This is a genomic window from Flavobacterium filum DSM 17961 (genome assembly GCF_000425465.1).
Lineage (GTDB): Bacteria > Bacteroidota > Bacteroidia > Flavobacteriales > Flavobacteriaceae > Flavobacterium > Flavobacterium filum.
On the sequence record NZ_AUDM01000010.1, the window covers coordinates 66,815 to 80,543 of the forward strand.

At 34.5% G+C, this 13,729-nt stretch carries 12 protein-coding genes and 1 riboswitch; of the genes, 2 read left to right on the top strand and 10 right to left on the bottom strand.

All coding sequences use genetic code 11. The features are described 5' to 3' along the window. Nucleotides 1-82: 82 nt before the first annotated feature. From H601_RS0107355 to H601_RS0107400, 10 genes are all read right to left on the bottom strand, one after another. Nucleotides 83-1,258 carry a GlmU family protein gene (locus H601_RS0107355; RefSeq protein WP_026710904.1) on the bottom strand — a complete coding sequence of 392 codons (1,176 nt, stop codon included), beginning with the start codon at nucleotides 1,256-1,258 and terminating at the stop codon, nucleotides 83-85. An 84-nt stretch (nucleotides 1,259-1,342) separates the two neighbouring features. Then, on the bottom strand, nucleotides 1,343-3,391 hold the full coding sequence (locus H601_RS0107360) for an FG-GAP-like repeat-containing protein (protein WP_051220692.1): 2,049 nt from the start codon (nucleotides 3,389-3,391) through the stop codon (nucleotides 1,343-1,345). A 26-nt stretch (nucleotides 3,392-3,417) separates the two neighbouring features. Beyond that, nucleotides 3,418-4,509 (bottom strand): hypothetical protein, encoded by a 1,092-nt coding sequence (locus H601_RS0107365; protein ID WP_026710906.1) that lies wholly within the window; start codon nucleotides 4,507-4,509, stop codon nucleotides 3,418-3,420. A 120-nt stretch (nucleotides 4,510-4,629) separates the two neighbouring features. Continuing rightward, complete coding sequence (locus H601_RS0107370) at nucleotides 4,630-5,991, bottom strand: DNA recombination protein RmuC (RefSeq protein WP_026710907.1); 1,362 nt, start codon at nucleotides 5,989-5,991, stop codon at nucleotides 4,630-4,632. A gap of 71 nt (nucleotides 5,992-6,062) precedes the next feature. Further along, a complete protein-coding gene (locus H601_RS15455) occupies nucleotides 6,063-6,305 on the bottom strand; it encodes a hypothetical protein (protein ID WP_051220693.1) in 243 nt (80 codons plus the stop codon). Between the two features lie 82 nt (nucleotides 6,306-6,387). Then, the gene (locus tag H601_RS0107380) at nucleotides 6,388-7,158 is read right to left on the bottom strand and encodes an ABC transporter ATP-binding protein (RefSeq protein ID WP_035655700.1); all 771 of its coding nucleotides are present in this window, start codon (nucleotides 7,156-7,158) and stop codon (nucleotides 6,388-6,390) included. 46 nt (nucleotides 7,159-7,204) lie between these two features. Continuing rightward, nucleotides 7,205-8,218 (bottom strand): iron ABC transporter permease, encoded by a 1,014-nt coding sequence (locus H601_RS0107385; protein ID WP_026710909.1) that lies wholly within the window; start codon nucleotides 8,216-8,218, stop codon nucleotides 7,205-7,207. Between the two features lie 49 nt (nucleotides 8,219-8,267). After that, a complete protein-coding gene (locus H601_RS0107390; RefSeq protein WP_026710910.1) occupies nucleotides 8,268-8,624 on the bottom strand; it encodes a helix-turn-helix domain-containing protein in 357 nt (118 codons plus the stop codon). Nucleotide 8,625: 1 nt separating this feature from the next. Continuing rightward, nucleotides 8,626-8,919, bottom strand: a complete 294-nt coding sequence (locus tag H601_RS0107395) for a type II toxin-antitoxin system HigB family toxin (RefSeq protein WP_026710911.1) — start codon at nucleotides 8,917-8,919, stop codon at nucleotides 8,626-8,628. 43 nt (nucleotides 8,920-8,962) lie between these two features. Continuing rightward, nucleotides 8,963-10,093, bottom strand: a complete 1,131-nt coding sequence (locus tag H601_RS0107400) for an ABC transporter substrate-binding protein (protein WP_026710912.1) — start codon at nucleotides 10,091-10,093, stop codon at nucleotides 8,963-8,965. Between the two features lie 406 nt (nucleotides 10,094-10,499). Further along, a riboswitch (cobalamin riboswitch) is annotated at nucleotides 10,500-10,778 on the top strand. Between the two features lie 32 nt (nucleotides 10,779-10,810). On the opposite strand from H601_RS0107400, the gene H601_RS0107415 reads away from it, so the two are divergent. Together H601_RS0107415 and H601_RS0107420 are read left to right on the top strand one after the other, a co-directional pair. Beyond that, nucleotides 10,811-12,643 carry a TonB-dependent receptor plug domain-containing protein gene (locus H601_RS0107415; protein WP_051220694.1) on the top strand — a complete coding sequence of 611 codons (1,833 nt, stop codon included), beginning with the start codon at nucleotides 10,811-10,813 and terminating at the stop codon, nucleotides 12,641-12,643. Further along, nucleotides 12,644-13,714: a YncE family protein gene (locus tag H601_RS0107420; protein WP_026710915.1), complete on the top strand. Its 1,071-nt coding sequence runs from the start codon at nucleotides 12,644-12,646 to the stop codon at nucleotides 13,712-13,714. Nucleotides 13,715-13,729: the final 15 nt, after the last annotated feature.

Below are 13,729 nucleotides of genomic sequence, written 5' to 3' on the forward strand. Positions count from 1 at the left end.
ACAAAAGTTATTTCTCGCAAAGACACAAAGTCGCCAAGTTTTTCTTTGCGTCTCTGCGTCTTTGCGAGAAACTATAAATAAACTACTCCTTCCTCCATTTCTTCGTCTCCTCAAACACATGTTCTAAAATCTTAGCATCTTGTTCAGTAAATTCTACATGACGACGAGACATCACAATACGAGCAGTTTCAAACGCTTTTTTGGTGATATAGGTTGTAAACCCGGCTGCTCCACCCCAACTGAAACTTGGTACAAAATTGCGTGGAAATCCGCTACCGAAAATATTGGTCGAAACACCAACAACCGTTCCGGTGTTAAACATGGTGTTGATACCACATTTACTGTGATCACCCATCATGAGTCCGCAAAACTGTAAGCCTGTTTTGGCAAAACCTTCGGTTTCGTAACTCCACAATTTTACTTCTTCGTAGTTGTTTTTAAGATTTGAATTGTTGGAATCTGCTCCAATGTTGCACCATTCTCCTAGAACAGCATTACCTAAAAATCCATCATGACCTTTATTGGAATACCCAAAGAGAACAGAATTATTCACTTCGCCGCCAATTCTGCAATGTGGGCCAACGGTGGTGGCTCCATACACTTTGGTGGCTAATTTTACTTGAGCTTCTTCGCATAATGCAAAAGGCCCACGAATGACAGAACCTTCCATGATTTCAGCATTATATCCAATATAAATCGGTCCTGTTGAAGCATTTAAAGTCACAAATTCAAGTTTTGCACCTTTTTCAATAAATATATTTTCGGGCGAAATCACATTCACACTTTTTGGAATCGGTTGTGATGTTCTTCCTTCGGTTAATAAATCGAAATCTTCGCGAATGGCGGCATCGTTTTTGGCAAAAATATCCCATGTATGTTCGATGCGTAAACCGTCTTCGTTATAATCAATGATTTCATAGGTATCAAAATCTACTTCTTCTTGCGTATCATTCGTATAGAACGCAACTACTTCTTCCCCTTTAAAAATCGCTTGGTTTTTTTCCAAACTTTTAATCATTTCTACCAACACATCATTTGGTAAAAAAGAGGAATTGATTAGGATATTTTCTTCCATTTCTACCATAGGATATTTTTCAGATAAATAGTCCTCAGTGATAGTTGTAGTGGTATAACCTAAATATTTTTCCCATTTTTCACGAATGGTTAAAATTCCGATGCGAATGTCTGCCACAGGTCGTGTAAATGTAAATGGTAAAAGAGCGTTACGAACCGGTCCGTCAAAAAGTATGTAGTTCATTTTTGATATTTTTTTTGAAATTCAAAGTTATAAAAAAGCCCTCACAAATGGAGGGCTTTTCAAAATTTAGTTTGGTTAGGTTGTTTATTGTTTGATCAACTTGTGTGTTGATAATGTTCCTTCGCTGTCTTTTGCTAAAAGAATGTATGTTCCTGTTGATAAAGACTGAACCGAGAATGATTCATTAACCACAGCAGATTCTAGTACTTTTCTTCCGTTAAGGTCAAAAATTTCAGCTGAAACTACATCAAAATTATTACCTGATTTAATGTTCACAATATCTTTTGCAGGATTAGGATAAATACTAAATGAAGTAAAATCATTTCCTCCAACACTTAAAGTAGAACCTTCAACCACCAAAATAGCTTGATTTGGGTCAGGATTTACGATTGTATCCACAATACCGGATGGCCATCTGATAATTACTTGATCAATTGCAGTGGCTTGACCAATTCCGAAGTGAACATTTAATGAACTCATGTATTCAAAACCGTCACCACTTCTGGCATCACGAATTTGTTTACCCCATGCCCCATAAATTTCAATTCTGGCACCAATTCCATTTCGGTTACTTTGAATTCCTTGTAAATAAAATTTTATCCATTTATTAGAGTTACCATTGTTCATTCTAATTGTAGAACCATTTAAAACATCTAAGAAACCATCATTATTTAAATCTCCTACTGCACCTACTCCAAAACCAACACTTGAAGGACCAAAAGTTCCATCACCTTTATTGTACATAATTTTGTTTCCTCCACCCATTACATCAACAAAACCATCGTTATCAAAATCATGAGCAATGTGTTCAATATTAGTACTTGTGTTGGTATCCCAACCTGAACCTGCTGTAATATCTGTAAAGGTGCCATTTCCATTGTTTCTCATGTATTTGTGTGATCCATCAGCGGTAGAACTAGCTCCAACTAAAGCATCCATGTCACCGTCATTATCAAAATCTGCCCATGCAGAAGACCAAGTTTGTACTGGGTCTGCCATACCAGCTATTGAAGAAACATCTGTAAATGTTCCGTTGCCATTGTTTCTATGTAACTCATTAATTTTTGCAGTTCCAGATCCACCTCTACATTTAGCAATAAATAAATCTTGGTCACCATCATTATCATAATCAATCCAAATAGAACCATAGTTTCCACCATTTGGATGAATACCCAATAACATAGCTCCAGGAGTAACATTTGATTGATAAAAAGTTAATTGTCCTGATCCATTATTAAGAAAATATACATTAGGCTGAACATCATGACAAGAAAAAGCATCTAAGTTACCATCATTATTCAAATCAACAAAATTTGTACGTTGACAAAATACATATTGTGTAAAATTTTCTTTTACAAAACCAGTTCCATTAGCTGTAGATTTCATAAATGTTACTCCATTTCCACCACCATACATCAAATCATTGAACCCGTCTTTATTATAATCGCCAGCAGCCAAACTCCATGAAGGCATGTTGTTTGCAGCCTCAGTTGGATAGTTAAAAATTGTAAAACCAGGCACTACAGAATTTTGTCTGTGTACTTTAATATTAGTAGAACTTACACCTACTATATCATCTAAAAAGTCACCATTCATATCAACAACAGCAATATTATATTGACTATCTATTGTTGAAATGGATTGATTAGTGAAAGTCACAGGTTGACCTATCGGTTCTTGATAAGCTGATTCTGTTACTTGAAAGGTAAATCCATTTGCGGTCCATCTGTTGTCAAATGCAATATAGTAGGTTGTATTCGCTAAAACTGGGAAAGAATCTTCAGAAGAATAATTTTCTCCAGAATCATCATCACCTGCATGACAAACTAAAGCACCACATACTCCTGTGTAAACATGAAAACGAGTGTCAATTCTTGGAGTATTTTGTGAAATATTAGTGCTTATGGTAAGCGTATAATTTTGAGCCGGAGTATAAGTGTACCACTCTGCTCTTGGATTATTTGTAATTGCACCATTCTCTGTACAAACAGGTGTAGCAGCTTGAGTGCCATCTACTGTAGTTACAACATACAATCCGGGTCCAGGAATTACCTGAGCAGTAGCACAAGTATTTTGGGCATTCATCGAATGAAATGCCAAGCAAAATAAAAGTAAAAAAGTAATTTTTTTCATTCTTTAAGGTTTAGTTTGTTTTAGTTTTAATTACAAGGTGACAACGATTCAATCCATTGTCTTATCAATTCTTTTCCTTCTTCATGAATGACAGAACGACCAATTAAAGGCATCATATACGATTCATTATCTGTATCTAATCTGTAAAACATCATTGAACGATTTGGATTGCCAGGCGTAACGATTCTGCTCAAAGCAGAAGGAAAATCTGCCATGTCTTGTGTATCAACACAGACACCTAAATTTGTTCTATTTGTTGTTTCATTGAAGGCAAAACGCATCGGACGATAATCGCAATGGCTATTATCGCGATGACAATGAGCACAATTCATGTCTAAATACGATCTTACTCTTAATTCTAAAGGCTGCGTTTCATCTTTATAATTAACTGTAGTTTCAATTGTTGAAGGCAAATTATTTTCTAAATAGCCAACTTCAATCCATTTCGCTAATTGATTTTTCATACCTGAAGAAAAGGCAAAATCTTTATTCAAACTTTGTGGTTTGATTCCAATCGGAATGGCTTTTTCATCAAACTTATGACACGTCAAACATTGAGCTTCAGAGGGAATTCTGTAATTAGATACCGTTTTTATTCCACTTTCCTCCGTCCAAGAAACACTTGTAAATCCACCATCCATGTTTAAAAAAGCTTCTGTTTGTTCATCATTCCATACATATTCGGCAAAAATCCAACCGTTTTGTTTTCGAATCATGATTCTGGTTTCAATAATTCTGGTAGCATTAGAAGGCAATGTATTTTCGTAATAAAAGTTTTTGATAATTGCTGCTCCAACCGGCAATTCTAGTACATTGCCATCTCCGTTGTAAGTTGCTTTTGTACCTTTTGGCATCCAAACAAATCGCTTTTTATGAGCATAATCAGTAAAAAGTTGAGAAATAGGCTCATAAGGCAAAACATCTAAGGAGGGTATTTGATTTTTCATTTCCCCTTCAAAGAATTTATAATCTGATAATTTTGGATATGGAACTTGGGTTAAATCCACCACTACTGGTGAAACAGGTTCATAATTAGTTTCTTTGTCTTCATCCGAACAAGAAATAAAAATGGCAATAGATAAAATTAATAAGGATACTAAAAAGTATAATTTTTTCATGCGTAATTGGAAATTTGATTCCAAAAGTAACAAAAAAATTGAATTAACCTATTTTTAGTTCTAATTTTATTTATAACAATCAACAAATTAGTGAATTTGTTTCGTTATTCACAATTTAATTTATTCAGAAAAATCTCCCTCTGCTCTTTTCAAAATAGCATCAGGTAATGCTTTTTTGGCTTTGGCACCCATTTTTTTCAATCGCTCCACACTACCAATAAGATTGCCTTTCCCTTCAACCAATTTACCCATGGCATTGCCGTATTCCGTTTTGGCCTCTTCCATTTTTTTACCAATTTTGATTAAATCCGAAACCAAACCTTCAAATTTATCATATAAAGCTCCGGCTTGACGGGCAATTTCCAACGCATTTTCTTGTTGCTTTTGGTTCGTCCACATGCTATCGATGGTTCGCAATGTGGCTAACAAAGTAGTTGGCGTAACGATGATAATATTTCGCTCAAATGCTTTGTTATACAACGAATTATCCTCATTCAAAGCAATGGCAAAAGCAGATTCAATTGGAATAAAAAGCAACACAAAATCCGGACTTTCCATTTGATACAAATCGTGGTAATTTTTATCACTCAATTGCTCCACATGACGTTTAATGGAATTGATATGATCTTTTAAAAAAGCTGTTTTTTGAGCATCATCTTCTTCATTCGCAAAACGTTCATACGCCGTTAGCGAAACTTTAGAATCCACAATCATTTTTTTGCCGTCGGGTAAATTAATCACCACATCAGGTTGAACACGATTGCCTTCTTCGGTTTGAAAACTTTGCTGCACTTCATATTCCCGCCCCTTTTCTAAACCGGATTTTTCAAGTACCCGTTCCAAAATTAATTCGCCCCAATTCCCTTGCATTTTACTATCTCCTTTGAGAGCTTTGGTCAAATTGAGCGTTTCTTTGCTCATTTGCTCATTCATTTCTTTCAACCCAACAATTTGCTGACGAAGAGCGGCATGATAATCAATACTTTCCTTGTGCGTATCTTCTACTTTCTTTTCAAAATGCTGAATTTTTTCCTGTAAAGGCGATAAAATAGTTTTGAGATTCTCTTTATTTTGCTCAGTGAACTTCACCGTTTTTTCTTCTAGAATTTTATTCGCTAAATTTTCAAATTCTTTGGTAAATTTTTCCTGCAATTCCTCTACTTCTTGTTTTTGTTCTTTATTGCGTTGCCAAAGATTTTCAAAATCGGCTTCTTTTTTGGTGAGTTGTAAGGATAAGGAATCTTTTTTACGACGAATTTCTTCTTTTTCTTTTCTTTCCAATTCTAAATTTTTGGTAAATTGATTCTGCTCTTCTTGAAAACGAATTTTCAGTTGGTCAATTTGGGATAATAATCCATTAATTCGTTCTTCTAATCCTGATTTTTCAGATTTGGATTGAGCGGTAAACAATAGTTTTCCTATATAAATTCCGATAGCTAAAGCAAGAATAAATACGACGGTAAAAATAATAATGTCTGACATTTGGCGATGATTTTTGAAAAGTAAAAATACACAAAAGTAAAGTACTTTCACAAAATCTTACTGGAATAAAATTAGTTCACCATTTTCAGAAGAGCTAAAATAAAAAAAGTAAAAACCAAAATCAAATGCACAATCAACCATACTTTTTGCCAAGTTGGTCTTTCATTAAAAGGTTGTTTTTGGTCAAATGGATCAAATGCTAATGCAATTCCTAACATCATTCCGGCATCACCAAAGTTTTGAGAAAAAATAGCGTAATACAATCCGAACAAAACAAAACCGCCGTATAAAAATCTGTAAAATTTAGCATCCATACTCTACTCATTTTAAGTTTGTTAATAAGTAGAGTTTCAATTTATTTTGTTACTTGAACGAATGTAAAGAAATGGTTAAATCTCAAATGATAACAAATTTCCCTATGGTTGCATCAAATTGAATATGTTCATTATTAAATAGCGAAGAAAAAACACCTTTAGAAATTAAATTACACGGTTGATCTTGTATGATGGTTTTTCCATTCATCACAATCATTTCATCACTCAATTGAATGGCTAAATCTATATCGTGAGTAGAAAATAAAATGCATTTTTGTGTTTCGGTGGTTAATTTTTTTAAGAGCTTAAATAGTGAAACTTTGTGCAATAAATCCAAATGCGTTGTAGGTTCGTCTAAAACAATCAACGGTGTGTCTTGTGCTAATGCTCTGGCTATTAAAACTTTTTGCAACTGACCGTCACTGATTTCATTATGTTTTTGATGGATTAAATGATAAATTTCGGTTAATGCAATGGCTTTGTCAATTTGGATTTTATCTTCGTCTGTCAATTTTCCCAGCCAATTGGTGTAGGGCTGTCTTCCCAAAGCAATTAATTCATAAACGGTCAAATTGCTTGGTGGTAATTTTTCGGTTAACACCACACTGATTTGTTGAGCCAAATCTAAGGACTCAAAAGATTCGATTGATTTTTCATTTAGCGAAACCGTTCCTGAAAGTGGTTTCTGAATTCCGGTTAGCGTTCGCAATAAAGTTGATTTTCCAATACCGTTGGCTCCTACCAAACCAATTAATTTTCCGGGTTCTAATTGAATAGTAACGTCTGAAGCAATTATTTTGGTAGTTGCTTTTGAGTTGTAACCGATGGAGAGGTTTTGGGTTTGGAGGATCATAATTTGAGGTGCTGAGTTGCTGAGATACTGAGTTACTGAGTTTTTTTTAAATCATTAAATTCCGTTTTCTGACTAAAAGCCAAACCACAACCGGAGCTCCAACCATAGAAGTAATGGCATTGATAGGTAACGTATAATCACTTCCGGGAAGTTGGGCGATGCAATCGCAAACCAACATCAAAATGGCTCCGATTAGCAAGGTACTCCAAAATAATATAAAATGATTACTGGTTTGAAAAAGCAATTTAGCCAAATGCGGAACAGCCAATCCGACAAAAGCAATGGGTCCGGCAAAAGCAGTGATGCTTCCGGCTAAAATACTGGTGGCAAATATGATAATTAATCGCGTTTTTTTGAAATTTAGTCCGAGACTTTTGGCATAATTTTCTCCTAGTAACAATGCGTTCAAAGGTTTAATGCCGAAAATACTCAACATTAATCCTAAAACGCAACAAATGGCTAAAATTAAGATGGAACTCCAAGGTAAATTAGCCAAACTTCCCATAGACCAAAAGGTGAATTTTTGCAGTTCTTGAGCGGTGCTAAAATAACTCAACACACTCACAATAGCACTGGTGAAACTTCCAAACATAAGTCCAACAATTAATATTGCCATCGTGTCACGTAATTTTTGGGAAACGACTAAAACCGCCAATAAAACTAAAAAACTTCCCAACGAAGAAGCCAAAACAATTCCGTAATCGGAAACTAAAAAAGAGGGCAAAAATCCGGCTCCCATAATTACAAAAGCAACACCGAGACTTGAACCCGAACTTAATCCGAGTACATAAGGTCCGGCAAGCGGATTTCTAAATAAGGTTTGCATTAACAAACCCGAAATCGATAAACCCATTCCCACTAAAATGGCTGTGATGGCTTTTGGTAAGCGGAAATTCCACAGTATGATTTCCCAAGAAGTTTTGATTTCGTTACCAAGGATGGAATTAAAAATTTCGCTTGTTGGAATAGAAACGGAACCTAAACTTAAATTAAGCAAAAACGTTCCGATTAAAGCGAAAGATAAAAAAAGGAATAGTATTTTATTTTTTTGAGTTGGCAATTTTTTGAACCGTTAATAGGATGATGTTGAGAAATTAAAAACTAAATAATCAATATTTTTGAATCAAAACTTCGGTTGGAATTCGGAGTTTTTCGCTAAGACTCCTCACCATTTCTATCGTTAATTTTCGTTTTTTATTTAAAATTTCACTCACTCGGCTATTGAAACCAACAGCTTCCGCTAAATCTTTTTGTTTCATACCAAGTTGATCCATTCTAAATTTTATGGCTTCAATAGGATCCGGCATTTCTATTGGGAAATGTTTTGATTCATATTTTTCAATTAAAATAGACAGAATTTCAAGCTCATCACCTTCTTTTGAATTAGGTTTTGCATCAAAAATTTCCTCTAATCGCTCTAAAGCGAATTGATAATCTTGTTCTGTTTTTACAGGTTTTATGTTCATCTTAAATGTTTTTTGCATCAATTTTATCATATTCGGCATGTGTTCCAACAAATCGAATCCAAGCCATTTGATAATGAAGATTAAATTTCACAATTACTCTATATTTATTTCCTTTAATATTGAAAACTACACGATTGTCAACCAATATACTTGCATTGGGATACTCATTTTTAAGTTCATTATAGTTTTCCCAATTGGCATTTTCAACCTCTTGAAACCATGTTTTTAAAGCTTGTTCTGCATCAGCATGATTTTCCCAAAATGATCGTAATGTTTTTCTCGATATTATCCTCATGGCTTACAAAATTACATAATTTTTACCAAAATGGTAACTTTTTTTATTTCAATTTCTCGAAAAAGTACAATTCATAATCCTTCATTACATCCGGATGCAGAATTTTGATTAAATCTTTTAATACTAAATCCGGGCGGTTAGAGGCTAATTCGTAGTAAATAATTCCGCCGGTTTTTCCCTTTTTGGAACTGAACGAATAGACATTTTTGTTTTGAACGGCTTTAAAATGTTTGTAGTTGGGATTGGCTTTTTCGAGTTGTTCAAAGGAAGTGAATTGCCCGGGACCAATCCAAAAATCGGCATTTTGAGCGGTTTCAAAAACAGTTTCAAAGGAAAGAGATAAACTTCCGGTTCCTTCGGTAGCTGCCCAAAGATAATTCCCACCGGCATTATCTAGAAATTGTGCTGCCCAACTTTTCCCTTGTGGCAAATACCACTGGTCTTGGTAAACTGAACCACTGAAAATGGTTGGCTTATTGGAAACATTCTGCACTAATTCTTTGGCTTGAATATAATCTTTTTCGATGGTTTTGAATACTTGATCTGCTTTTTCTTCAAGTCCGAATAAAGCTCCAAACAATTGAATCCATTCGGCACGACCAAGCGGATGCTGCTCTGTCCAATCGCCATTGTAAAGAATTTTTAGTCCGTTTTGTTGTAAATTGTCATAGGTTTTCTTTTCGCCATCTACGCCAAAACCGATAATAACATCAGGTTGCATATCGAGTAAAACTTCGGTGTTTAAACTTTGATTGGTGCCGATTTCACGGATTTTTCCGGTTTCGATTAAGGTTCTCGTTTTTTCGGAAGAAATATAATCAGTGTTGGGAAAAGCAATCAACTTGTCTTCAACTCCTAATAATTCTAATGCCGGAATGTGTGTAGTTGAAGTCACTACAATGGATTGTATAGGAACTTGAATTGAAGCATATTTTTGTAAACTATCCGGAATGATAGCATTTTCTTTATATAAAACATAAGTATAATTTTTATCGGATGTTGGCCACGGATTGGAAACAGTTACGATGGAAAAATCGTCCTGCTTTTGAATGGAAAGTCCGCTGGCGTAACGAATGTAATTTTCTTGAGATTGGATTTCTTTTTTGTTTTTCTCTTTTTGCTGACAAGAAATAAAGAAGAAAGAAATGAGTAAAAGTAAAATGTATTTTTTCATTGACTGCTTTTTTGCAAAGGTAACGGTTTGTAACAAATGTTATCGTGGGAAAAAAATTGACTATTTACTTTTACAGAAAAAATATAATGCGAGATTCCAATTTATTTATGTATATCGTTGGAGGAATTATTTTGCTTCATTTTGTAGTGGGTTTTATTTGGTTGTGGATGAAGATGAATAAGAAAAATGACGAATCTTAAGTCAAATTTTCTTTGAAGCACGCTCTCCTAGCCCGGATTGTAACGGAAAGCTTTTTTTGAAAAAGCAAATTAGTTTTGTTGGTTTGGCAAAGCAACCTTGGGAGCTCTTGCCAAACCTTACAAAACTTTTGCTTTGAAAAAAAACTTGTAGTGAAAAGCCGGAATAGCTTCTGAAAAAAATTAAGAATTGTTTACTTAAAATGTTTACTTTTGGCAAGTATTTTGGTTGCAACGCCTTTTTTGGGCCGAGCATTAAAAGGGAATCAGGTGAAGATTGGAGATTGTTGATTGGAAATTGTTGATTTTAGAACTGTTCTGAAATCGAAAGTCAAAAATCAAAAATCGTTAATTAAAATCCTGAGCTGTACCCGCAACTGTGAGCTAATTAGCTTGTTGTTATCTTTCATGCCATTGTTCGCCTAGGCGAATGAGAAGGCCAACAACAAGACGCAAGCCAGGAGACCTGCCAAGTGCTTAACAATTATCGAACCTTCGGGAAGAAAGGTTTTGGATGAGTATGACTTGGAAATTTCTCTTTTGTGGCTTGGCTTTGTTGCTGTTTCAATTTGTTTTGGGACAGAACGACTCGATTGTGCGTTTGCAGGAAGTGGTGGTTTCTGACTCGAAATTGCGAAAGTTTTCAGATGCTCAACAAGTTGTGTTTTTGAACGACAGTATTTTATTGAAAAACAACGGCTCGTTCACCAATTTGCTTCTTCTTCACTCGACTATTTATTTTAAAGAAAATGGTGCCGGAATGGTTGCTTCGCCCTCGTTTAGAGGAACTACGGCTCAGCAAACTGCGGTGATTTGGAATGGTATCAATATTAATTCGCAACTCAACGGCCAGACTGATTTTAATACGATCAATGCCACCGATTTTAATTCGATTGGCATTCGTTCCGGTGGTGGTAGCGTTTTGTATGGTAGCGGAGCAGTTGGCGGAAGTATTCATTTGAACAATTTGTTGATGTTTAACACTGAAATTGAACATGAATTTAGATCGAATTATGGTAGTTTTAATACGCTTGGTCTAAATTATAATGTGAAAGGCGGTTCGGAAAAATGGGCTTTTCAAGTTGGTATTACGAGAAATAGTTCTGATAATGATTATGAGTACATAGGTAGAAATAGGAAAAATGAAAACGGTGAATATTATAATCAAAGTCTGAATTTTTCTGCCGGATATAAAATCAATGAAAATAATTTTTTAAAGTTTTATAGTCTTTTGTTTGACGGCGAAAGGCATTTTTCGGGCACAATCACGGTGACTTCTAAAAACAAATACCAAGATTTTACTACGAGAAACATGCTGGAATGGGTAAGTTTCAGAAACAAATTTACTTCTAAACTGAAGTTGGCCTATTTGACTGAAGAATACAACTATTTTGAAAACAAAGACAATCCGTTTTTTACTTTCGGAAAAGTAAATACGCTCTTGGGGCGATATGATTTAAGCATTAAAGTTTCGGAAAAAATTGATCTTAATTCTGTTTTTGACATTAGTCAGAATCAAGGTGAAGGATCAGATATTGAATCGAAAAAAAGAACAATTGGAAGCGGTAGTCTTGTTTGGAAACATCAATTATCGGAGAAATGGAATTATGAATTAGGTATTCGGAATGAGATTTCGGATCGTTATGAAAGTCCACTTCTGTTTTCTGCAGGAACAAGATTGAATTTGAATGATTTTTATACTATAAAATTTAATGCTTCTAAAAACTATCGAATCCCCACTTTCAATGATTTGTATTGGCAAGGAAGCGGAAATGCTGAATTGAAACCGGAACACGCTTTGCAAGCAGAAATTGGGCAAGAATTCAACTACAAAAACACAAAACTTACTGTAACAGGATATTACGTCAAACTTCGCGATATGTTGCGATGGATTCCGAATTCATCCGGACTTTGGCAACCGCAAAACACGGACAAAGTGACCGTGTACGGTTTAGAAACGTTGTTAGAAAATAAATTGACTTTTGGCAATCATCATTTTTCTTTGAACGCTTCGTATGCTTATACTATTTCGGAACGAGATGATTTAAAAAAACAGTTGATTTATGTTCCTATTCACAAAGCAAATGGTTCATTGGCTTATTCTTATCAAAAAATAACAGCTTATTTTCAAACGTTGTTTAATGGTGAAGTGTTTACTTCTTCTGATAATTTCTATAGTTTGGATTCCTATCATTTTTCAACTATTGGAGTCGATTATGATTTTGGGAAGAAAAACACCTATCGACTAGGTTTTCAGGTATTAAATCTCGAAAACACAAACTATCAAAACGTTGCTTCTCGCCCGATGCCGGGAAGACATTTTCAAGTGTATCTAACTTTAAATCTTAAATAAATGAATTTTAAAAAACTTTCCATTTTAGCTATTGCTGCAGGTCTATTCATTACATCTTGTAGCGATGATGATCAAAAAGAAAAATCATTAGGCGATTATGATAATGGCCTTTTAATTTTAAATCAAGGAAATTTTGGTGGTGGAAACAGCTCTATTTCCTTCTGGTCAGATGATTTACTAACATTTCAACTAAATGCCTTTTCAGCAGTTAATCCTAGTATTGAATTAGGAGATACCGGTCAAGATATAGGATTTCTAAATGAAAAAGCATTTGTGGTTATGAATAATTCTAATAGTATTCAAGTTATAAATCGTTATACGCTTCAACATATAACAACTATTTCTTCCGGATTAAGTAATCCGAGAAATATTACATTTTCAAATGGAAAAGGTTACGTAACTAACTGGGGAAGCGGAATGAATCCGAATGATGACTATATAGCTGTTATTAATTTAACCAACTATACTGTTATTTCAAGCATTCCTGTTGTTGAAGGACCCGAAAAAATTATCGAGCATAATGATAATTTATATGTAGCACATCAAGGTGGATTTGGATTTGGCGAAACCATTTCAGTAATCAATACAACAAACAATACTGTTTCAAACACTATAAATGTTGGATACGTACCAAACTCAATGTTCATATCTAATAATACTCTTTATGTATTGTCAGGAGGTTTACCATCATGGTCTGGTAATGAATCTGGTGGTAAGTTATCAAAGATTAATTTATCTACAAATAATGTTGCGAGTAGTCTTGATTTTGGTTCAACTCAACATCCTTCCAACTTAGTTGAAGAAGATGGTCAACTTTATTATACGATTGATTCTGATGTTTATAAAGCATCAATTACAACAACAAGTTTACCTACTACTCCAATTTTCAGCACAACAGCACAAGGAGTTTATGGTGTTTATAGTTTTACTGTAGAAGACAATAAAATTTATGTTGGAGATGCTGTTGATTATAATTCTAACGGAAAAATTTATATTTATTCTTTAAACGGTAGTTTAATAGATCAACAAACAGTTGGAGTAATTCCGGCAGGATTTTACTTTAATGACTAGTTTGTAGAATTACTC

What these genes read in the sequence shown, in the direction of transcription:
- H601_RS0107370 (WP_026710907.1), bottom strand. Translation starts at nt 5,991, where the DNA reads ATGTCAGACATTATTATTTTTACCGTCGTATTTATTCTTGCTTTAGCT.
- H601_RS0107395 (WP_026710911.1), bottom strand. Translation starts at nt 8,919, where the DNA reads ATGAGGATAATATCGAGAAAAACATTACGATCATTTTGGGAAAATCAT.
- H601_RS0107365 (WP_026710906.1), bottom strand. Translation starts at nt 4,509, where the DNA reads ATGAAAAAATTATACTTTTTAGTATCCTTATTAATTTTATCTATTGCC.
- H601_RS0107415 (WP_051220694.1), top strand. Translation starts at nt 10,811, where the DNA reads ATGACTTGGAAATTTCTCTTTTGTGGCTTGGCTTTGTTGCTGTTTCAA.
- H601_RS0107360 (WP_051220692.1), bottom strand. Translation starts at nt 3,391, where the DNA reads ATGAAAAAAATTACTTTTTTACTTTTATTTTGCTTGGCATTTCATTCG.
- H601_RS0107390 (WP_026710910.1), bottom strand. Translation starts at nt 8,624, where the DNA reads ATGAACATAAAACCTGTAAAAACAGAACAAGATTATCAATTCGCTTTA.
- H601_RS0107380 (WP_035655700.1), bottom strand. Translation starts at nt 7,158, where the DNA reads ATGATCCTCCAAACCCAAAACCTCTCCATCGGTTACAACTCAAAAGCA.
- H601_RS0107400 (WP_026710912.1), bottom strand. Translation starts at nt 10,093, where the DNA reads ATGAAAAAATACATTTTACTTTTACTCATTTCTTTCTTCTTTATTTCT.
- H601_RS0107355 (WP_026710904.1), bottom strand. Translation starts at nt 1,258, where the DNA reads ATGAACTACATACTTTTTGACGGACCGGTTCGTAACGCTCTTTTACCA.
- H601_RS15455 (WP_051220693.1), bottom strand. Translation starts at nt 6,305, where the DNA reads ATGGATGCTAAATTTTACAGATTTTTATACGGCGGTTTTGTTTTGTTC.
- H601_RS0107420 (WP_026710915.1), top strand. Translation starts at nt 12,644, where the DNA reads ATGAATTTTAAAAAACTTTCCATTTTAGCTATTGCTGCAGGTCTATTC.